General features: G+C 37.8%; 22 protein-coding genes and 1 pseudogene. 2 read left to right on the top strand and 21 right to left on the bottom strand.

Annotated elements, in window-relative coordinates; translation table 11 throughout:
• Nucleotides 1–107: 107 nt before the first annotated feature.
• The 15 genes and pseudogenes from KQI94_RS10070 to KQI94_RS10000 form a co-directional block, all read right to left on the bottom strand.
• On the bottom strand, nucleotides 108–914 hold the full coding sequence (locus KQI94_RS10070; protein ID WP_002357943.1) for an MBL fold metallo-hydrolase: 807 nt from the start codon (nucleotides 912–914) through the stop codon (nucleotides 108–110).
• A 56-nt stretch (nucleotides 915–970) separates the two neighbouring features.
• Nucleotides 971–1,825 carry a two-component system regulatory protein YycI gene (locus KQI94_RS10065; RefSeq protein WP_002365516.1) on the bottom strand — a complete coding sequence of 285 codons (855 nt, stop codon included), beginning with the start codon at nucleotides 1,823–1,825 and terminating at the stop codon, nucleotides 971–973.
• The gene (locus KQI94_RS10060) at nucleotides 1,825–3,135 is read right to left on the bottom strand and encodes a hypothetical protein (RefSeq protein WP_002385989.1); all 1,311 of its coding nucleotides are present in this window, start codon (nucleotides 3,133–3,135) and stop codon (nucleotides 1,825–1,827) included. Before KQI94_RS10060 ends, KQI94_RS10065 begins: the two co-directional genes overlap by 1 nt.
• Nucleotides 3,132–4,961, bottom strand: coding sequence for a cell wall metabolism sensor histidine kinase WalK (gene walK / locus KQI94_RS10055; RefSeq protein ID WP_002357946.1), 1,830 nt, complete (start codon nucleotides 4,959–4,961; stop codon nucleotides 3,132–3,134). The genes KQI94_RS10060 and walK overlap by 4 nt, the downstream gene beginning before the upstream one ends.
• Nucleotides 4,962–4,967: 6 nt before the next feature.
• Nucleotides 4,968–5,672 carry a response regulator YycF gene (yycF, locus tag KQI94_RS10050; protein ID WP_002357947.1) on the bottom strand — a complete coding sequence of 235 codons (705 nt, stop codon included), beginning with the start codon at nucleotides 5,670–5,672 and terminating at the stop codon, nucleotides 4,968–4,970.
• Nucleotides 5,673–5,845: 173 nt separating this feature from the next.
• A complete protein-coding gene (locus KQI94_RS10045) occupies nucleotides 5,846–6,547 on the bottom strand; it encodes an MIP family channel protein (protein ID WP_002390101.1) in 702 nt (233 codons plus the stop codon).
• Nucleotides 6,548–6,664: 117 nt separating this feature from the next.
• A complete protein-coding gene (locus KQI94_RS10040) occupies nucleotides 6,665–7,525 on the bottom strand; it encodes a DegV family protein (protein ID WP_002369590.1) in 861 nt (286 codons plus the stop codon).
• A complete protein-coding gene (locus tag KQI94_RS10035) occupies nucleotides 7,518–8,087 on the bottom strand; it encodes a DUF1836 domain-containing protein (protein WP_002357951.1) in 570 nt (189 codons plus the stop codon). The genes KQI94_RS10040 and KQI94_RS10035 overlap by 8 nt, the downstream gene beginning before the upstream one ends.
• A 126-nt stretch (nucleotides 8,088–8,213) precedes the next feature.
• A complete protein-coding gene (locus KQI94_RS10030; RefSeq protein WP_002390100.1) occupies nucleotides 8,214–8,867 on the bottom strand; it encodes a TIGR01906 family membrane protein in 654 nt (217 codons plus the stop codon).
• Nucleotides 8,855–9,625, bottom strand: coding sequence for a TIGR01457 family HAD-type hydrolase (locus KQI94_RS10025; protein WP_002369592.1), 771 nt, complete (start codon nucleotides 9,623–9,625; stop codon nucleotides 8,855–8,857). The genes KQI94_RS10030 and KQI94_RS10025 overlap by 13 nt, the downstream gene beginning before the upstream one ends.
• A gap of 5 nt (nucleotides 9,626–9,630) precedes the next feature.
• A complete protein-coding gene (locus KQI94_RS10020) occupies nucleotides 9,631–10,266 on the bottom strand; it encodes a YutD family protein (protein ID WP_002369593.1) in 636 nt (211 codons plus the stop codon).
• Nucleotides 10,267–10,300: 34 nt separating this feature from the next.
• Nucleotides 10,301–11,683 (bottom strand): bifunctional metallophosphatase/5'-nucleotidase, encoded by a 1,383-nt coding sequence (locus KQI94_RS10015; RefSeq protein WP_002369594.1) that lies wholly within the window; start codon nucleotides 11,681–11,683, stop codon nucleotides 10,301–10,303.
• Nucleotides 11,684–11,807: 124 nt separating this feature from the next.
• Complete coding sequence (locus KQI94_RS10010) at nucleotides 11,808–13,496, bottom strand: ribonuclease J (protein WP_002369595.1); 1,689 nt, start codon at nucleotides 13,494–13,496, stop codon at nucleotides 11,808–11,810.
• A gap of 30 nt (nucleotides 13,497–13,526) precedes the next feature.
• Nucleotides 13,527–14,399, bottom strand: a complete 873-nt coding sequence (gene dapA, locus KQI94_RS10005) for a 4-hydroxy-tetrahydrodipicolinate synthase (protein ID WP_002369596.1) — start codon at nucleotides 14,397–14,399, stop codon at nucleotides 13,527–13,529.
• A 33-nt stretch (nucleotides 14,400–14,432) separates the two neighbouring features.
• Nucleotides 14,433–15,499: pseudogene (locus tag KQI94_RS10000) on the bottom strand (aspartate-semialdehyde dehydrogenase).
• A 206-nt stretch (nucleotides 15,500–15,705) separates the two neighbouring features.
• Between KQI94_RS10000 and KQI94_RS09995 the strand changes: the two are divergent.
• Both KQI94_RS09995 and nfsA read left to right on the top strand, forming a co-directional pair.
• Nucleotides 15,706–16,164: an S-ribosylhomocysteine lyase gene (locus KQI94_RS09995; RefSeq protein WP_002357960.1), complete on the top strand. Its 459-nt coding sequence runs from the start codon at nucleotides 15,706–15,708 to the stop codon at nucleotides 16,162–16,164.
• Between the two features lie 83 nt (nucleotides 16,165–16,247).
• Complete coding sequence (nfsA, locus tag KQI94_RS09990; protein ID WP_002360554.1) at nucleotides 16,248–16,982, top strand: oxygen-insensitive NADPH nitroreductase; 735 nt, start codon at nucleotides 16,248–16,250, stop codon at nucleotides 16,980–16,982.
• 57 nt (nucleotides 16,983–17,039) lie between these two features.
• Here nfsA and KQI94_RS09985 read toward each other — a convergent pair whose 3' ends face one another.
• The 6 genes from KQI94_RS09985 to rho form a co-directional block, all read right to left on the bottom strand.
• A complete protein-coding gene (locus KQI94_RS09985) occupies nucleotides 17,040–17,288 on the bottom strand; it encodes a YtxH domain-containing protein (protein ID WP_002357962.1) in 249 nt (82 codons plus the stop codon).
• Nucleotides 17,289–17,378: 90 nt separating this feature from the next.
• Nucleotides 17,379–18,257 (bottom strand): fructokinase ScrK, encoded by an 879-nt coding sequence (gene scrK, locus KQI94_RS09980; RefSeq protein WP_002361643.1) that lies wholly within the window; start codon nucleotides 18,255–18,257, stop codon nucleotides 17,379–17,381.
• Between the two features lie 226 nt (nucleotides 18,258–18,483).
• On the bottom strand, nucleotides 18,484–18,696 hold the full coding sequence (locus tag KQI94_RS09975) for a hypothetical protein (protein WP_002357965.1): 213 nt from the start codon (nucleotides 18,694–18,696) through the stop codon (nucleotides 18,484–18,486).
• A complete protein-coding gene (locus KQI94_RS09970) occupies nucleotides 18,689–19,753 on the bottom strand; it encodes a DUF916 and DUF3324 domain-containing protein (protein ID WP_002369599.1) in 1,065 nt (354 codons plus the stop codon). The genes KQI94_RS09975 and KQI94_RS09970 overlap by 8 nt, the downstream gene beginning before the upstream one ends.
• A gap of 236 nt (nucleotides 19,754–19,989) precedes the next feature.
• Nucleotides 19,990–20,259 carry a type B 50S ribosomal protein L31 gene (locus KQI94_RS09965; RefSeq protein WP_002357967.1) on the bottom strand — a complete coding sequence of 90 codons (270 nt, stop codon included), beginning with the start codon at nucleotides 20,257–20,259 and terminating at the stop codon, nucleotides 19,990–19,992.
• 100 nt (nucleotides 20,260–20,359) lie between these two features.
• Nucleotides 20,360–21,652 carry a transcription termination factor Rho gene (gene rho, locus KQI94_RS09960; protein ID WP_002357968.1) on the bottom strand — a complete coding sequence of 431 codons (1,293 nt, stop codon included), beginning with the start codon at nucleotides 21,650–21,652 and terminating at the stop codon, nucleotides 20,360–20,362.
• Nucleotides 21,653–21,710: the final 58 nt, after the last annotated feature.

Genomic DNA, 21,710 nt, shown 5'->3' with positions numbered 1-21,710 from the left:
CGATGTATCAGTCAAACCAACTAGATAAAAGAACAAAAAATGAGCATGGGACAAAAATCACTTTGGATTTTTGCTCCACGCTCAAAAACTGATAAACCACCATTATTCTAAATTTGAAATAACTCTGAGGCTGAATCGGGGTCTGTATCATATACCTTAAATGCTTCCCCGACGCCTAAATCCTTTTGCTTCAAAGTAGACTCCATGGCCATTCGCGCATGAAGTTTCGTATTATTTTCTTTGCTAAGATGACCTAAATAAATGCGTTTTGTTTTATCACCTAATACATCCGCCATCACAAGAGCACCATCATCATTGGATAAATGGCCTTTATCTCCTAAAATCCGTTGTTTAAGACTCCATGGATAAGGTCCTGCTCGCAAAATTTCAATTTCATGATTGCTTTCGACTAAATAAGCATCTGCATTTTCAATCGTACCACGAATATGATCGCTACAATAACCTGTATCCGTTAGAACAACAAAGGAACGATTATTGCGATGAAAACGATAAAATTGAGGCGCAATCGCATCATGTGAGACACCAAAACTTTCAATGTCCATATCTCCCAAGGTCAAAACTTTGCCCATTTCAAAAATATGTTTTTGAGCGACATCGACTTTGCCAATCATGGGATCCATCGCTTGCCACGTTTTTTCATTAGCATAGACATCTAACTTATATTTTCGCGCTAACACGCCAACGCCGTGAATGTGATCCCGATGTTCATGTGTAACTAAAATCGCATCTAAATCTTCTGGTTTGCGATTGACTTCTGCTAACAGTGAAGTGATTTTTTTGCCACTTAAACCCGCATCTACTAATACTTTCTTTTGGTTGGTTTCAATAAAAAGGGAATTGCCTGTACTGCCACTGGCAAGAACACTGATATTAAAAGCAAACTCTGAATCCATTTAAAACTCTTCCCTTCTACATTACAACATTAACGTGTTTCATTATACAACGGACCTTAATGTTTTTCCACCTTTGGCACAGTATTATTTGTGATGATGGTATTACTTACGGCATTCACCTGTTCAATTTCAACTGAATCTTCACCAGTAGAAATTCCTACAAACCAGACTGGAACGTATACATTTTTCTCACGAATTTTATAAATTCTTGAATAGGCCAATTTAATGAATGTTATTTTGGAATTACTAGGAATCCGGTTATTCATATAGAGCGTGTCTATCGCATCACGATTGGAATATAAATCCGTTTTGTCTCGTAACTCTTCAATATTTTCAATGTGCGTTTGCGAATATTTACTAATTTTCCATAATTCACCTGACGTATCTGCTAAAATACTTAATTTTGCCGTGTCGTCTCTAAAGGGAATTCCTTTATACGATTGTGCAGCCACAATTTCTGCCGTTGGCTCTTTTAAATGAGAAAATTCTGGTAAGTATTGATATTCGTCTCCGAATAATAAAGCATTTTTTTCATTTAAAAAGGTACTTAAATCTTTATCAATTTTCTTAGGATCAATAAAATAGTTTTTACTAGGTACACTCGTTAAAGTATTATCCGCAATTTGCAGCCCATTTCTCAAAAAATTTTTATTCTTTTCACGTTGGATTTTTAAAGCAGCAGAAAAATTGGTTTGTTCGCCACTTAAATAATAGCCTTCCAATCGTTCTGAAGAAAGTGTCCCTTTATACGAGATGTTATCTTTTTCCAACCGACTTTCAATCGATTCTGTTTGGCTGGAAGAAGAGACGTTGCTCTCTTCTTGTTGACCTTCCCGATAAATTCCAAATAAAAAGATATTTAATCCTAAAAATGCTAAGAAGAAAATCCACTCAATTCGTTTAAAATCCATTAGCCCACCTCCAAGCTTGGTAATTGTTTTACCAAGTCCGTTGCAGTGTACCAATTGTTGTTATAAAGGACATACCATTCCGGACTTAAATCAACGACTTGTTTGACTTCTTCAATTGTCTGCCACGTATAACCGATAACAGCCGATTGGATTTTTTCCTTTTTAGCACCAGCCGTTTCTAAACGCTTAATCAATTTTTCCGTGCTTTCCAGCGTCACTTCTTCTTCTGAAGGAATCGGTACTTGGATTGTATTCACACTTGTGTTAATGGTTACGCTTGGTGCAGCACCATCGTTGTTCGTGATGCGAATATCCACTTGGCCTTTTAAATCATTACTGAACACTGGGAAACCTTCCACAAAAGTCCGATAATTGACACTATCTTTCGTTCGATCAAAGTAACGTAAATTCCCCATATTGGTTCCTAAACGTTTTACATAAGAAAAGCTTTGATTATAGATTGAATCCCGTTTATTCTCTTCTGGCAAGGTCCCTTTAAAATCGATTTTCCCCAGTTTTTCTTCTGCAAACAATCGTTCTTCTTTACTCGTGTAGGTTAAGTCTTGACTGTCTTCATTGGTTTGGATATCTTCCGTTTCATTGAAAAAAGCATTCCTAAAACGAGTAACTGGTTGCGAAGCTAAAATATAACTGTACTTTTTCAACTTCATATCATTGGTTAAATAACATTGCCCTTGTTTGGTTAGCGTATTTTCGGAAACGTCTTGATATTGCAATCCCTCTTTATTGATAATTCCCATTAAGCGCGCCTTATTGACAGTCATGGGCGCTTCATAGACGTTGGCTTGGTCATAATCTAAAAAACGTATCTTATTTTCGTTAAAATCCAATTGAATTTTCGTAAAATACTGGTCCGTCAACTCATTAAAGTTAGTAAAATTAATGGATAGATTATAAATCGAAGCATAGTCCGAGATTAAAAAGGGACCTTGATAAAGAAGTTCAATGCCTTGTTCCATTTGGTTGTAGCGCTTAAGTTGCTCTGCATTTTTTGTCACAACTTGTGTCAATTTACCAAACGTAGCCATTTTAATATCATTTTGAACATTACTAATTAATGTTTCACGATTACTTTGCATCGCTTTTCCATCAGTTATTCGAATCAATTGCAAAGGTAAATAGACATCGCCAATGGCTTTTTCATTGACAGCTGTTGTGACTTGGCTTCCCGACTTCATTTCTGGTATTTTTTTGGCAGAATTCAGCCAGATATTGACTGAAAAATATATACTTAAAATGACCATTAAAATCAAGCCAATTCTTGTAATCCATTCTGATAATTTCATCATTCCCACCAATCCTCTTCATAAGGTTCATATGGTAGTGAAATATAGAAAGTCGATCCTTCACCTTCTGTACTTTCCACCCAAATACTCCCGTTATGGGCCCGAATTACTTCTTTAGAAATTGCTAAACCTAAACCAGTCCCACCTTGTGCTCGCGCACGTGCTTTATCCACACGATAAAAACGCTCGAAGACTTTCCCGAGATCTTTTTTAGGGATGCCCAAACCTTGGTCCGAGATACTAAAGACGACATTATTATGTGTTTCAACTAGTCGGCAGGTAATGACGCCGCCATCTGGCGAATACTTAATCGCATTGTTCAAAATGTTGTCTAAAACCTGAATTACTTTGTCTGTATCTAACTCTACCCATAAATCGCGTTTAGTAAATTCACGGCGAATTTTGTAATTTTTTTGCTCATTTTCAATCATCATATCAAAGCGATCCAAGACAAAATTAATCAATTCGTTAAAATTCACATACTCTAATTGAAGATGTGTATTCCCAGAGTCCATCCGAGATAAATTTAACAAATCATTAATCATACGAATCATCCGGTCGGTTTCTTCTAACGTGACTTTTAAGAAATTCGGCGCAATCTCAGGGTTTTCCCAAGCTCCTTCACTCAAAGCCTCTATATAACTACGCATACTTGTCAAAGGCGTTCGCAACTCATGAGAAACATTGGAAACAAATTCCCGTCTTTCCCGTTCGTTTTTTTCCTGTTCTGTGACGTCATGAAGTACGCAAACTAAGCCAGTAATAAATCCTGATTCCCGACGAATCATCGTAAAGTCTACCCGGATAATCATTTGGTCTTCTTCACGATCAGACGTTGAGCGATCAATCAGCAGTTCATCTGGCTCTTCTAACAGCTTCCGCAATGTGTAATCTTCTTCAATATCTAACAACTCTAATAACGAGGTCCCAATCACATTTTCATTTTTTACATTTAATAATGAAAGGGCCATCTCATTAATTGTAATCACCTTTCCGCGGCGATCCGTCGCAATGACACCATCTGTCATATGCGTTAAGACACTATCTAAACGATTTCTTTCTGCTTCCATTGTTTCTTGTGCTTCTTCAATCCGTTCTGATAATTGATTAAATGTTTCTGCTAATTGGCCTAATTCATCTTTTCCATGGACTTCTACTTTTCCAGCGTAGTCACCACGAGCGATTCGAATGGCTTGCTCGCGCATTTCACCAATCGGCTTCGTGATTGATCGTGCAATCAGTAAGGTCACAATAATCGAGATTGCTGCGGCAATAATAGAAGCAGTGAAAAAGATACTTGCTGTGTTGGTAATTTCTTGGTATTTATTTTCTAAATTACTTTTCACATAAAGGACACCAATCACTGTTTCTCCAGTAGGCGATTGAATCGGCTGAACATTCACATACACGCGTTTATCATTATCTAAAGCTTGATATTTTTTACTCGTAAAGTCATTTAAATCACGATAATCATTCTTTTTCCCAATAATATTTTGTTGATTTAAATCATTGGTTGCCCGAATAATCCCTTTATCATCGACAATTCTCGCTTCAGAAATATCTGCATTTGAAAAATCAGATAACGCTTTTTTTAAATTTGCATCAACGTCACTACGTTCGAGATCTTTGTTGCTCATCTGCGTACTTAACGTGTTTGACAATTGGACAACTTGGGAATCCATATTTTTTTTAAAATCGGAAATTGTAGTGGCTTCCAATTCACGAATGAAATAGCCACCAATGATTTGAATCGCAATCAGTAACAGCAGAATAAATGATAACGCAATCTTAAAATTAACAGATTGAAAAAAGTGAACTTTTTTCTTCATACCTGATTACTCCTGTTCAGGATTTCTTAGATAATAACCAACCCCACGACGAGTAACCAAATACGTTGGATGACTTGGACTATCTTCAATTTTTTCTCTTAAACGACGCACGGTTACGTCCACTGTCCGCACATCACCAAAATAATCATAACCCCAAACGGTTTGTAACAAATGTTCACGAGTCATCACTTGTCCGATATGTTTTGCTAAGTAATAAAGTAACTCAAATTCACGGTGGGTTAATTCAATTTTTTCACCCCGTTTTGAGACCATGTATGCATCAGGATGAATGGTTAAATCACCAATCGTTAATTCAGATTGTGTTGTCACCTCGGCTTCTTTCGCATTGGTTGCACCTCGCCGTAAATTGGCTTTTACACGAGCAACTAATTCACGATTTGAAAATGGTTTCGTTACATAGTCATCGGCTCCTAATTCTAATCCTAAAACCTTATCAATTTCAGAATCTTTGGCAGTCACCATAATGATTGGCATATCATGTGTTTTGCGCACTTCTCGTGCGACTTCTAAGCCATCCATTTTAGGGAGCATTAAGTCTAAAATAATTAAGTCTGGTTCCACTTCTTCCACTTTTTCAAGTGCTTCTTCTCCATCATAAGCAGTAAATACTTCATATCCTTCTTTAACCAAATTATATTTAACGATCTCTGAAATTGGCTTCTCGTCATCAACTACTAAAATTTTCTTCACAAAGAGACACCTCTTTTTCCTTCTAATCTTATTTGATACTTTCCTATTATACCTTATTTTGATGATGTTTTCATCTTTGGTTAAAAATGCGCCTTTAGGTTCTCCTAGTATAACAAAAAAAGAATCTCTGACAACAATTGACGCTTGTTATCAAAGATTCTTCTTTCGCTAATCTATTCTTCCGTATCTAAGACGAATTTTGCTACAAGAGCGGCTAATAATCCACCAATTAATGGCGCAACGATAAAAATCCACAACTCAGATAACGCTGAACCACCCGCAAAAACGGCTGGCGCGATGCTACGAGCTGGGTTGACAGAAGTTCCTGTCAAAGGAATGCCGACTAAGTGAATCATTGTTAGTGTTAACCCAATTACGATTCCTGCTAATGAAGCATTGCCTTTCTTAGCACTTGTAACTGTCATGACAACTAAAACAAAAATAAATGTTAAAATAATTTCGACTGTCAATGCACCAGCAACACTTAATTCCCCTACGCCATTTTGACCTAAGTTCTCAATACTTTTACCAGCACCTTTTAGAATGCTTAATAATGCAAATGAGGCAATCAAGCCGCCAACAATTTGTCCCACTACATAGTAGATTAGTTCCATTGTTGTTATTCGTTTATTAAGCCACATTCCTATAGAAACAGCTGGATTTAGATGTGCACCTGAAATTGTGCCAATACTATAGGCAGCAGCAACGATTGTTAACCCAAATGCTAAGGCAATCCCCGTTGTTCCAATCCCTTCCATACCATTTCCTAGAACGGCTGTTCCTGTCCCAAAAAAGACAAGAATAAATGTTCCTAAACATTCTGCTATTGCTTTTTTTACAAAAAATTCCCCCTTTGTAGACAAATTGTAACACATTCGTGAAATTTTCAATATAATTTTCGTTGTTTTTTCAGCAAAATGATATTTCTATGAAAAAGAGAAATCTTAAATGAAAAATCCCCTCAAAAAAATTTGAGGGGATTTTTCATTTAATTAATCATTTAATAACTGTATACCAACACCTAAAAGTCCTGGTCCTGTATGAACAACTAATGCCGGACTAATCGTTCCAAAGTAAATTTCTTCTGCTTGTGGAAAAGCTGCTTTCAAGCGTTCCATCATTTCTTTTGCTTCTTCCTCTGCCGCACCGTGAGCGACTGCCAAACGAAAACGGGGTGCCTCACCTATAAAGTTCGTCACCAACTCAAACGTTTTATCAAGACTTTTTTTACGGCCGCGAGACTTAGCCACCGTATAGTAAATGCCTTCTTCATTACAAGAAATAATGGGGTTTAATTTTAGCGCATTCCCTAAAATAGAAGTGACTAAACCAATTCGTCCACCTTTTTGTAAATATTCTAAAGTGGCTACATTAAAAAATACTTTTGCGTTGGCTACTTCTTCTGTTAATTTTTGTTGTAATTCTTGCCATCCTAATCCTGTTTCAATTAATTCTGCTGCTCGTATCGCCTGAATGCCAGCCCCAATACCAATGTTCTTTGTATCTAAAACAAATACATCTAGTCCTTCGGTTTGTTCTCCAAGCAAGCGAACCACATTATAGGTTCCACTTAAACCACTAGAAATGGTCACCGCTAAGACTTTTTCGTAACCCGCTTCTTTAATTTTGTCAAAAATAGCTTGGATTGTTGCGCCATCTGGTAATGAAGTACTAGGGATTTCTTTCTCTAAACGTTGATACACTTCTTCTGGTGTAATATCTACCTTATCTGTATAGGTTTTTTCAGGATAAATAATCTGTAAAGGCAAGACATACATGCCGTATTGTTTGACTAATGCCTCTGGAACATCTGTCCCAGAATCAACCAGTAGTGCGATCTTTTCTTTATTCATGTGTCATCTCATCCATTTCTTTTAAGTATTCTTGTTCCAATTCAATCACTTTTTCACTAAACATTTTAGTAGCAAAAGACATTGTCGCTGCTTTTACAGCCAAATATTCAATCCCCATAGGTTCTTGTGATTTGGCCTGAACTTCTTTTTCTTGCGCTTGAGCAGCAATCACATAAATCGCTCGTTCCTGTTCTTGACAAAATAAATTGTACGCTTCACGAATACCAACCGTGGCTCCTTGGAATAAAATGCCTTGCTTAATTTCTGGCAATGTTAACACTTGTTTCAACAACGTAATCGCAATTAAAAACGCTAAATGCTTTTGATTGTAGCGCTTTTTCACTGGGGCCGGGATTAACCCGTGTTTGACATAATTATTAACCATTGAGGACGTTAACAAAGTATGTTTTTCCAGTGTAATCAATGGGGATAAGTATTTTTCTATCAGAGTAATCACTTGATCCATATATAATTCAATGTCTGGTAACTCATGCCATCTTGGCAAATGAACGTTTTCCAATTGTTGGCCCCAATTTTGTAGTGATTTTTCTATCTCGTCCATAAAAACCCTCCTAACCATTTCTAAAAAAGAATATCATACTTTTGACAATTATTCAATCTAGTTTTTAAAACTAGATTGAATAAAAAAGAAAAGCGAGCAATTTTGGAATTGTTCACTTTTCTCTCTTTATTTTTTTAAAGAACGTTTTCCGATTAAAACACCTATCAAAAACAGGCCTTCTAATAAAACAAAAAACAAGATAAAACAATGCATAAAGTAGGCTTCAGGCAAGGCATTGATAATCGGATCAGTCAGCGGATTAAATAACCAAGCATCGTTGTTAAAAAATAATCCATGAAACGCAATAAAAAATTGATCAAAGCCAATTAGCATGAAAAAGCCAAAAAGCACAGGCAAAAACATTCCCCACTGAAATGGCCGTATCAATGTCCATAAACGCTGATTTTTCACCAAATATTTTAAATAAAGGACACTAGGCAACAACGTAACTAGTAATACGCCATAGCACAATAAAAACAATTTTTTCACTTCATAAAAATGAAAAGCCGCGCTATCAGACATTGGAAAATCAGGAAATACTAATGTTTTTTCAAAAGGATTGTTTAAGTACATCATTAAATGATCGTAATTTTTAATCAAGGTCACACGATCAACCTCTACGTCTTTTAAAATATTTAAGTGTTGGATATCAAAAAGATACAATGGACGAAAATTAATCGTGATCGTGATACTTAAAGCCACAATCGTTAAAAACAAACAAATGAGTCCAAGTGTTTCCCTTAAACGCAATTTCGACCTCATCATACTCAAAAAGTCCATTCATCTAAGGAATCAACAACATAGGTTGGCGGCGTTGGCAAAGTTGGAACAGCTGACTTAGGGGTAAAACCTGATGTAACTAACAAGCTATCAATACCATTTTGAATCCCTGATTGAATATCGGTTTCATAATTATCTCCAACCATAATTACTTGCTCTTTTTCCACGCCTAAATGCGCAATCGCTCGTTCCATGATAATCGCTTTTGGTTTGCCAATATAAACTGGTTTTGTTTGAGTAGCTGTCTCCACAAACGTCACAACTGAACCTGCACCAGGTAATAAGCCTCTTTCTGTCGGAATGTTCTTATCTGGATTGGTCCCAATAAACAACGCCCCTTTTTGAATGGCTAAGGTAGCTAAAACCACTTTTTCGTAAGATAATTCTGTATCAAGTCCCACGACAACATAATCAGGATTTGTTTCATCCCATTCAAAACCTGCTTCTAAAATTAAGTCAATTAAACCAGCCTCGCCGATGACAAAGACTTTCTTGCCTCGATTGGTTTCTTTCATGTAATCAATCGTCGCTAAAGTCGCTGTATAAACAAGGGATGCTGGGACATGAATATCAAATTCATTTGCTAAACTTTGTGCCACTGTTTCAGGAGATTTAGTGGTATTATTCGTTACAAATAAAAAAGGCAAATCTTTTTCCTGTAACTGCTCGACAAAACGTTTTCCGGCTGGAATTGGTTCTTTTCCTAAATAAATCGTTCCATCTAAATCAATTAAATATCCTTGATAGTCTTTTTTCACTCTGTTTACTCCTCACGTTGACGAATCGTAAAGCCTTTGCCAGATTTTTTGGAACTAGGCTGTTTGGGTGTAGTCGTTTTTTTATTTTCTTCTTTTCGCGTACGAATCACTGGCTTGCTATTTTTATTAGCGGGCGCACTCTTTTCCTCGACAAACGCGTTAGAACGATTATTCTTTTTATGGCGACGACGACGATGCGTTGTTTTTTCTTTACGTTCCCCTGTTCGTTCAATTACAAAATAGGCACAGCCAAAATTACAATATTCATACAAATAGTCTTCTAGTGTATCAATGCGTTGATCCGGCGCTGCCCGACGATTAGAAGTATCAAAAAAGCCACGCAAGCGTAACTGTTCATAGCCCCAGTCTCCTACGATATAATCATAACGCGCTAATACTTCACTAAACCGTTCACCTAAGCGTTCAGGATCAAAGGCATCACGATGATTTTTAACAATTCGGTACTCTCTTTCACCAATTTGAATATCTGTTTCATTCACAATGGTGACAATTTCCCCTTTTTTCTTTTCTTTTACAGGTTCTTCTTTTATTTCTTCAAGAACTGCTGTTAGTTCTTCTGTAAAGGTTGCAGCAGTTTCTGTTTCTTTTTCTTTTTTTTCGGTTGTCTTTTTGTCTGTCATTTTTTCACCACCTAGTTTTTATTATACCTTGTTTTTATTTGATTGGATAGTGGGCATGCAGATAGTTCGCCACGACAGTTCTTAAAACGTCTGGAAATAAAAATTCGACTTCTCCAACTAACTCAATCGTTGGGAAAAACGGAACAAATTGAAAGTGATCCACTGTTGTCAACGTATACTTCTGCTCTGGCTGAATAGGTTTCCCTTGCCAAAAAACGGTCTGGCTATTTCGCTCAAAACGAATCCCATCATAACATAATTCGCCAAAAATTTTCCCGCGGAAGCCCATCCCGCGAATCGGAAATTTCCGCAGAAATTGACGACTTTTTTCCATTTCACGAATCAAACGGCTCATGTCTGACCCTTTCAAGGTAACCTTGATTAAATGCATTGGATGAGGCAAAGCCTCATGTAATTGGTCTGCATTGATTATTCCTTCTGGTAAATCTGCTAAAAATAACCCGTTGTTTAACACAGCCACTTCGGTCTGCCCCGCTTCTTTTAACGCCTTCAAGGCAACAGTTATAAAGGCATGCGGTTGCCGTAAGTCCGTTGACAAGGTTTCAGGGATTTGTGCAATTTGCTGCGCTTGCAATAGTCGATGACCTTCCGTTAAGTAACCCGCAATTTCCTTGGCATCAGTTGCTTGCTCTTCTAAACTTGCTGTTTCAATCGTTTTTGCATAACTTGTGACTTGCTTCGTGTCGGCATCCACAAACAGATGCACTTCACCAATATACTGTCCATATTTGCCAGCAGCTGCTAGTTGCACATGATTAATTTTTTCACCATCTTTAAATAAATGATGTGTATGGGAACCTAAAATCACTTGAATTTCAGGATAATTCGCCGCAATCATAAAATCAGTATCTATCCCCAAGTGACTAAGCAAAATGAGAACATCACATTGAGGCGCAACTTCTGTAATCAGTTGAGGAAGGACTGCTTCCACTTGTTTGATTGTCCAGCCATTGGGATTATACGTTAAAGGAAATGGTGCGGTTAAGCCAATAAACCCTAACTTCGTGCCTTCTTTAGTTGTCACAATTTTATATGCTTGACAAAAATCTGGTAACGTTTGGGTTTTTGGATCTTCTAAATTAGCTAAGACCACTTCAAATGTTGCCTGATCATATAAATGCTCTAATTGTTTCTTTGAATTGCCGATTCCTTCATTATTTCCAATTGTAACCAGATCATACGCTAATGTATTCATTATAGCTACATTTGCTCGACCATCTGTTGCTTCGGTCAAAGGATGACACCGATCTGAAAAGTCACCTAAATCAATGGTTACGACTGTTTTGCCCTCTTTTTGGTACAGCGAACGTTTGGCTTTAACCAGACGCCGTATTTTGGGCCAATTTTCAAAGTGAGAATGAAGATCATTGGTATGGAACAACACAATCTCTTCCACTAAAATCGCCTCCTTTATTCAGCGCTCTGATTAATAGTACCATATTTATAGAAGAAAGTTACAAAAAAGAACAGATGACTTTAGAAGAATTTCTCCTAAAATCACCTGCTTTTATCAGGACGAACTATGCGTTATTTTTGGGACGCTTGCGTTGCGTCGCTTCCATGATAACTGGTAAGATCACTGGACGACGTTTGGTTTGTTCAAATAAATAACGGCTTAAGTTTTCGCGGATTTCTTGTTTCAGTTTGCTCCATTCAAAATCGTCACTTCCTAAATGTTTTTCAACAATTTCTGTAACAATATTGCTACTTTCTTTCATTAGGTCTTTACTTGTTTTAACGTAAACAAAACCTCTAGAAGTAATTTTAGCTGGTGAAACAATTCGTTTTTCTCGGCGATTAATTGTCACAACAGCCACAAAAATACCATCTTCGGAAAGAATACGACGATCTCGTAAAACGATATTACCAATATCGCCGACACCAATCCCGTCAATCATAATATTTTCGGCCGTTGTGCTGCCAGCTACCGACATTCTACCTTTTGTATACTCTAGAATGTCCCCACGACCTGTAATAAAGATATCTTTATAAGGCATGCCAATTTCGTGTGCTAAGTCCGCATGCGCAGCTAACTGGCGGTATTCACCTTGGACAGGAATGAAATATTTTGGTTTCATTAAGTTCAACATCAATTGCAAGTCATTCGGATTAGCGTGACCAGACACACGTAAATTGTCGGAAATTTGCTTCACCGTAGCACCGGCCCGATAGACAATATCCTCTGTTTTGGCAACCGTCGTTTCCATGGCCGTTGTTGGCGTTGTCGTAATATAAACTAAATCGCCTTCTTCAATTCGAACGACACCATGTGTATTATTAGCCATTTTTTGAAGTGACTTAATCGGTTCTCCCATTCGGCCTGTTTCTAAAATTAATAACTGTTCAGGTGCATATTTTTTCATTTCTTTTGGTTTCACTAATAGATCTTCGCTTGGCAATTGTAATTTTTCCAATTTCATCGCCGTCCGAATAATCCGTTCAAAATCTTGGCCTGTCAAAACGACTTTACGACCAGAACGATCCGCTGCATTCAATACTTGTTGAACCCGTTGCAAATTACTTGCCACACATGCCACGATGATTCGTCCTTCCCAATAGCGAATCGTGTCGAACACTTCATCAGCGATTTGGGCTTCGGAAGCAACTTGGGCTGGGTTTTCAGCATTTGATGAATCACTAAGTAGCGCCAAGACGCCTTCTTTCCCAATTTCAGCCAAGCGGCCATAATCGGTTTGATACATCTCAATCGCACTTTGATCAAATTTAAAATCACCAGTATAAACAATGTTGCCTTCTTTAGTTTTGATGCTAACGCCAATCGAATCTGGAATGGTGTGCGTTGTTTTAAAGAAGCTCACCGTTGCTTGACCAAAATCAATTTCTGTATGCGGGTCAATCACATGGAAATCTTTAAATTTCTTCGTTTCCGCATGACTGTTGACACTTAGTTTTGCTAGTTCAATCGTTAATTCTGTCCCAAAAACAGGCACTTGAATTTTTGAAAGCAAATACGGTAAGGCCCCAATTGCATCTGCATGGCCATGTGTTAAAAAGACCCCTGCAATTCGTTCACTATTTTCTTCTAAATACGTAAAATCCGGAATGACAACGTCAATTCCTAAAAGTTCGTTCTCTGGATATTGTAATCCACAATCCAGTACAAAAATTTCATCTTCCACTTCAGCAACGTACATATTTTTTCCATTTTCACGAACGCCGCCTAATGGAACGATTTTTATTGTACTCACTCTTTTCACCTCTCTATGATTACACGTTCTTTAAATCTCTAACGTGCGAATAATTCTTTGCTCTTCTTCTGGTGTACAAGCAACTAGAGGTAAACGTAAATTTCCAACAGGAATACCTAAATGATTTAAGGCCGCTTTCACGGGTGCCGGCGAAGGCACTGAAAACAAGGCGTTCATTTTTGGTAATAACTGTCGTTGAATTTTAGCCGCTTCCGGCAAGTTCCCCTGCTCCAGCGCTTGATACATCTCATACATTGACGAACCGAAGACATGACTGGCTACCGAAATAACCCCTTGTCCGCCAAGTGCCTTGGTGGCAAAAGCCAACCCGTCTTCTCCAGTATACACTAGAAAGTCTTTTGGCGCTCTTTCAATCAACTCAGTAATTGCATCTAACCCTGCACATTCTTTAATCGCCACAATTTTTTCCAATTGTGCTAAGCGCAAAGTAGTTTCCACCTCTAGAGATGCAGCCGTTCTACCAGGGACATTATACAAAATGATTGGTAGTTCACTTGCTTCTGCGATGGTTTTAAAATGTTGATACATACCTTCTTGATTTGGTTTATTATAATAAGGAACAACCGCCAAAACAGCGTCGATACCAGCAATTGTCGCTAACTCTTTCACAAAAGCGACTGAGTCACGTGTATCATTCGTACCCACACCACAAATAATCGGAATACGTCCATCGATCAGTTCAATCATTCGCTGGAATAATTGTAATTCTTCTTCATGAGTTAACGTGGGTGATTCACCAGTTGTTCCTGCTAAAATAACGCCTTCTGTATGATTGGCCAATAAATAGTCTACCAATTGCGGTAGTTTATCAAAATCTATTTCTCCCGATTCTTGAAACGGCGTAACCATTGCCGTAATAATTGTTGCATTCGTTAAATCCATCCTATTCCCTCCCGAGTATACAATACAAACCTTCTAGTCGTTTTCAGGTACACGAAGCAAATTCATTTCGTGTAGCGTTTCAGCAATTTGGACCGAGTTCCAAGCAGCTCCTTTTAATAGGTTGTCTGACACAATCCATAAATGGAAACCGTTCTTCACGTCAACGTCTTGACGAATACGGCCGACAAATGTTTCTTTCTGGTTGACGCTATTTAGCGCTTGTGGATATAGTTGTTCACTTGGCTCATCTTGCAAAATTACACCTGGAGCTTGCGCCATTAATTCTTGGATGGCTGAGACCGATGCATCTGCTTGTTTCACTTCTATATAAACAGATTCAGAATGTCCTGAAATTACCGGAATACGGACACAGGTGGCAACGACTTTTAGCTTGTTGTCTCCCATGATTTTTTTGTTTCATTCATCATTTTCCATTCTTCGTAGGTATACCCTGCTTCTGAAAAAACATCAATTTGAGGCAACGCATTAAAAGCAATTGGATAATGTTTTTTGTCACTGCCAGCTGGTAAAATTTCAGCTGACCATTCGCTGACAGGTTTTCCCTCTAAAAAATCTTCGGCTTGTTCTTTTAGCTCATTAATTGCACGGATACCTGCGCCACTCACAGCTTGATACGTTGAAACGATGATTCGTTCTAAGCCAAACGCTTGCCGAATTGGTTCTAAGGCCACCATCATTTGAATCGTAGAACAATTGGGATTTGCGATAATTCCCTGATGATTTTTCAAGGCTTCCGGGTTCACTTCTGGAACAACTAAAGGAACATCTTTTGCCATTCTAAAATGGCTAGTGTTGTCAACAACGACAGCTCCGCGCTTAACTGCTTCTGGTGCAAACTTTTCGGAAATACTCCCACCAGCACTAAATAATGCTAAATCGATTCCTTCAAATGATTCCGGGACTAATTCTTCCACGATAAGAGGTTGCCCTTTAAACTGAATCTCTTGTCCAGCAGAACGCTTAGACGCCAATAACCTCACACTGGCAATTGGCAAACTTGTCTCTGCTAACAATTCAATCATTCTTGTCCCAACAGCACCTGTTGCTCCTACCACGGCAACATGATATTCTTTTCCCATATTTTCATACTCCCCTCTTACCTTCTTGTAAAAGCTACTTGTCCTATTTTACCATAGTATTGAAAAAACCTACATAGTCAAAAAAATGATTTTTTTATTTTCCCATGATATTTTAAAACTATTACCCATTAAAGGACTATCCATTGACTTTTGACTTAAATTTGTTATAGTTAAAACGAATTTAATTATAAAGGGAGCGAAATTTCATGGCACGCGTAGAAAGTTTTGAATTAGATCACAACACAGTAAAAGCACCATATGTTCGCCTTGCTGGCACAGAACAAAATGGTGATGCGTTAGTCGAAAAATATGACTTACGTTTCTTACAACCAAACAAAGATGCCCTACCAACAGGCGCATTACACACGTTGGAACATTTGTTAGCAGTTAACATGCGTGATGAATTAAAAGGAATCATTGACATTTCGCCAATGGGTTGCCGCACTGGTTTTTATATGATTATGTGGGATCAACATTCACCACAAGAAATCCGTGATGCATTAGTCAACGTTTTAAACAAAGTAATCAATACAGAAGTTGTTCCAGCAGTCTCTGCAAAAGAGTGCGGAAACTACAAAGATCATTCTTTATTTGCAGCGAAAGAATACGCAAAAATCGTCTTAGACCAAGGAATTAGTTTAGATCCATTTGAACGTATTCTGTAATCTTTAGCAATTAACGACTGAGAAACCCACTATTAAGCTGTGGGTTTTTCTGTTCTCTTTCTTAATTTAAACGGAGGTTTTTTATGAATCAAACAATCGAACAATTACTAAGTCACCGTTCCGTTCGTCATTTTAAAAAGCAAGCGTTAACGGACAAGCAGAAACAACAGTTAATTACTGCAGCTCAAGCAGGATCAAGCTCCAATTTTTTACAAGCTTATACAATTATAGAAATCAAAGATCCTGAGCTACGCAGAGAATTGGGACGTTTAGCGAATTGTGAAGACTATGTCGTTAACACTGGTGTGTTCTATGTTTTTGTTGCTGATTTGTATCGTCATGCAACGATTTTGTCAAAAGAGGGGCAATCATTAGAACCCTTAAAGACACCAGAATCATTATTAGTAGCTGCCGTTGATACAACGATTGCTGCGCAAAACATGGCCATTGCGGCTGAATCTATGGATTTAGGGATTTGTTATATTGGCGGCATTCGAAATGACTTAGACACAGTAGCCAAACGCTTATCTTTGCCTGAATTAACTGTACCACTTTTCGGATTAACAATCGGTGTACCAGAAACGTTAAATGGTGTAAAACCACGGATGCCTTTTGAAAATATTTTAAGCGAAAATCACTACCAATCAGACAAATTGACAGATATGCACACATATGATGAATTATTAAAAGATTATTATGCCAGCCGCTCAAGTAACGCCCAAACAGCGGATTGGTCACAGAAGTCTTTGTCCTATTTTTCTTATAATCGTCGCCCAGAAGTAAAAATTTTCTTGCAAAAACAAGGATTTGATGTCTAAACAAAAGAGCGTGGGCTTACGTTATTTCAACGTAAGCCCACGCTCTTTTGTTAATTTTTATTTATCTTTACTAAATTTGTCTTTTAAGTCTTCAAAGCCTTCTTTAACTTTATCAGTTAATTTTTCAGCGCCTTCTTTAAGGTCGTCGCCGGCATCACGTGCTTTGTCTTTTACGTCAGCAAAGGTTGATTGAGCTTTTCCTTCAAGTTCTTTGCCTTTATCATCCGTAACTTTGCCTTGCGCTTCTTTTGCAGTACCTTCTACTTTATCTTTTGCATCGTCAAAACGTCCTTTTAAATCTGCCATGCTAATCCCTCCTAAATAATTAATTACATAATAAGAGTATCATTCTTAGCCATTTCCTTCAAATATAATGCATGAACTACGAATAAATGGTTATTTTTGAGCCATTAAAGCTTTTTTTGCCAAGGCAAAGCAACCAATTGTTCCTGGATTATCTTCTAAAAGAGGCGTCACCAAGTATTTTTCTAAAGGCGGTGTTTCCACGTATCCATTGACTAATTCAGCAAATTTTTCACGAACTTTCGGCATCAAATGACGTTGTTTCATGACACCGCCGCCTAAAATGATCACTTCTGGCGCTAATAATAAAGTCGTATTGTACGCTGCTTGCGCTAAATAATAAGCTTCTAGTTCCCAAGTTTTATGATCCTCTTCCAATAAATGACCTTTTTTACCAGAACGACCTTCAACTGCTGGTCCTGCTGCAATCCCTTCTAAACAATCTCCATGATAAGGACAATTTCCTGCATACGTATCTTCAGGATGACGACGGACTAACGCATGCCCCATTTCTGGGTGGCTAAAGCCTTCAATAAACTCACCGTTTTGAATCGCTCCAGCGCCAACACCAGTTCCAATTGTATAATATACACAACTAGATGTATGTTGCCCATTTCCAGCAACATACTCACCATATGCCGCAGCATTCACATCCGTTGTCCAAGCCATTGGCACATCAAAATGTTGTTTCATAGTTCCTAACAAGTCAAAGTTACGCCAAGCTAATTTTGGTGTAGAAGTGATATAACCATACGTAGGAGAATCAACGTGAATATCAATCGGACCAAACGAACCAATCCCAATCGCTTTTAAAGGATATTGTTGGAAAAATTCTATTACTTTTTTCATTGTTTCTTCTGGGGTTGTTGTGGGAAAACTGACACGTTCCACAATGGTCAAATCATCTGTCCCAACGCCACATACAAATTTTGTGCCACCGGCTTCGATACTTCCTAAAAGTTTTTCTGTCATTGCAATATGCTCCTTCGTTTCCATTTTATAAGTAAGCGGATACATTACTTTTGATTAAATAACTAACATACACGTTTAGTTTACCACTTTTTTGTCGTTTCGACAGAACAATTTAACAATTTCAGTCAGGTTGCCCAATGAAATCTGGCAAGTTGCTAAAGAGCATTTTTCTAAAACAAAAAAACGAGCATTCACGGTTATCTAACAATGAATGCTCGTTTTTTGTTTATTGATTCTTTAGCGAAAAATATAACAATAGTCCGATTGTAATCCACCCACCACTAAGTAAAAGCATTAACCAACTTAAAAGCGTTTCTTTTAGAATACTTCTGGGTTCTTTTGCATGCTGAATAAAACTCATACTAGTCAGCAAAGAAAAGAGGAAAAACATAAAACAAATGACCGCTAAACCGCCAGACAACCAAAACCAACTAGCCATTATTCTCACTCTCCTTTTCGCTTGTTTTTTGATAATTATTGCGCCAAATGACACTATAAATTGCCCCAATTGTGATTACTAAGAACGTGTAGAAAGTCGGTAACCACCATGTGGGTAGGACCCATTTGACCGTAGCTTCTTGATTCAATTTTTTTGCTTCACGAGTGTTAATCGTAAATTCTTGTTGAAAAGGCCAAGACTGTTGTTCATCTTGTTGTAAAATAGCACGTCCTGTAAATATATAAGTCCCAGCATCTAGCGGTTGTTTACCCAAATCAAGATGAAAATTCATGGAACTATTTGGGGCAAAGCGAACATTTTTTAGTGTCCGTTGTGCAATTTTTTTAGAGGACCCTTTTTTTATCACTTGACCTTCTAAACGAACTTCTGGAAAAATAGCAGCATACGGATTTTGAATGACCGCCTTTAGTGATTTGGCCCCTAAAGCAATTGTAGGTGTTACTTTCGCTAATTTCAGTTGGTTCACCTCTGTTAAAGGAGCATTCTCAGCACTCCTCATAGCAATCGCAACATTAAACCCGTAGCGACTGGTTAATCCCATTGTTTGGTTCTCTTCCTCTGTTTTTTCATCTTTGAGATGCGCATAAACCCCGCCTAAAACAACTCCTTTGATAGGCTGATCAAGTCCCTTCACCTTCATCTTTGCTGATACTGTTTGATGAGGCGGCACACTCACTTCCTCATTTTCTAAAGTAACCAAGTCTGTCAGCGGAACCTTTAACGATGAATCAAGTGGTTTATCAAAATCATTGTACACAATCAACCCATTATCATTTGTTGATGCATTTGCTAGAGTCAATACAATGGACAATTTTTCGTCTGTCTTATTTTTTATGTCTAAGACAATAGTGGAAGATTGCTTTGGCGCCAGAATTAAATCATAATAACTAGATGTTCCTGACACTTGATTTTCTGGTAAAACAGGCGTTACTGTAAATTTAGTCTTCATTTCTTCTGTAGCTTCTACTTTTGGAACAATAATAAAAAATGTGAAAAACAGAAATAGACAGAAAACACCGACTTTTTTTCTACTCATTTCTTCAAGATCTCCTTTATAAAGCTGAATGTACCTACTAGTCTAACAAATCAGCGAAACAATGCTGATCAATCTTTGACTTTTGGGAAGGATAATCTTGAAAAGAAAGAGGAAAAGATTGGTAAGTTGCTTTATTTCTTTTCTCTGAATTAAAACTACATATTTAACGCAAAAAAGAGGTTTCCCACCACAGTGGAAAACCTCTATAAACCTTGTCATAACAATGTTTTGAAAGACTATGCGTCTGGATTTGCGTTTTCGTCTTTGAGACCGTATTTTTTGTTGAAACGGTCCACACGTCCGTCGGCTTGTGTGAATTTTTGACGACCAGTGTAGAATGGGTGTGAGTCTGAAGTAACCTCAACACGTAATAATGGATAAGTGTTGCCATCTTCCCATTCAACAGTTTCTGAAGATCCTTTAGTTGAACCTGAAAGGAATTTGAAACCTGTTGTTGAATCCATGAATACTACTGGTTGGTAATTTGGATGGATATCTTGTTTCATACGTTTTTTTCGCTCCTTTGCCCTGATCCATTTGCTGTATCAGAGTTATTTTGTCGGTATACAACAATGCTATCTTACCATGTTTTCAGTTGGTATGCAATTATCTTTTTGGATTTCTTTTAATTTGTTTGCCAAACGAAACATCATGGAAAACTTCAAATAATTGTTGATTATTTTGGGTTCGTTTTAACATTTTTATGAATTGATCCGTATATTCCAGCGAGTCTCCTGACATATTATTTCTCAATTTCCACGTTTCTTCTAGTTGTTCTGGTGTCATTAACAACTCTTCTTTTCGCGTACTTGATTTTTTAATATCAATTGCTGGGAAAATACGGCGCTCTGCTAATTCACGAGATAAATGGAGCTCCATGTTGCCTGTGCCTTTGAATTCTTCATAGATGACATCATCCATTCGGCTACCTGTATCCACCAATGCCGTGGCTAAAATAGTTAAACTGCCCCCTTCTTCGATATTTCTGGCAGCACCAAAAAATCGTTTAGGTTTGAAAAACGCAGCTGGATCTATTCCGCCACTTAAGGTTCGACCACTAGGCGGAACCACTAAATTATAGGCCCTTGCTAAACGAGTGATGCTGTCCATTAAAATAACTACGTCCCGTTTGTCTTCAACTAAGCGCATTGCTCGATCCAGAACCAATTCAGCAACTCGCGTATGATTTTGTGGTTGTTGATCAAAAGTTGAAGAAACCACATCTCCTTTAACGCTTCGCTCTAAATCAGTCACTTCTTCAGGACGCTCGTCAATTAACAACAGAATCAATTCCACATCAGGATGATTTTCTGTAATCCCATTAGCAATTTCCTTTAAAACACTTGTTTTTCCCGCTTTTGGCGGCGCTACAATTAAACCACGTTGCCCAAAACCAATTGGGGCAAATACATCAATCATTCGTGTTGATAATCTGCCAGCCGTTGTTTCTAACGTTAATTGTTTTTCAGGATACAGCGGTGTTAGCGCTGGAAAATGTGGCCGCTCTTTCGCTTCTTCAGGATCTTTCCCATTGACACTTTCAACATGCATGAGTCCATAGTAACGTTCTGATTCCTTTGGCGGACGCGCCTTGCCAGCTACTTTGTCCCCATTTCTCAATCCGAAACGACGAATTTGAGAAGAAGAAATATAAATGTCTTCTGCACTTGGTCCATAATTAATTGGTCGCAAAAAGCCATAACCATCCTGAGAAACAATATCTAAAATTCCTTCCATGAAGAAAAACCCTTGCTTCTCAGCTTGTGCACGAATCACAGCTAAAGACAATTCTTTTTTGTTCATTTGGCTATAATAAGGAATTTTAAACTCTTTCGCGTACGCATAAATATCTTTTAACGTACTGTTTTCCAATTCAGCCATTGTTAAATAGTCGCTCATTGATCCACCTCAAACGGACCTTCTTGTTCTTCGGTTTCTAGCATTTGAATATCAGCGC

Origin of the sequence: Enterococcus sp. S183_ASV_20, assembly GCF_018919685.1 — a bacterium.
Lineage (GTDB): Bacteria > Bacillota > Bacilli > Lactobacillales > Enterococcaceae > Enterococcus > Enterococcus faecalis.
This window is presented reverse-complemented; position numbering and strand designations above follow the sequence as displayed.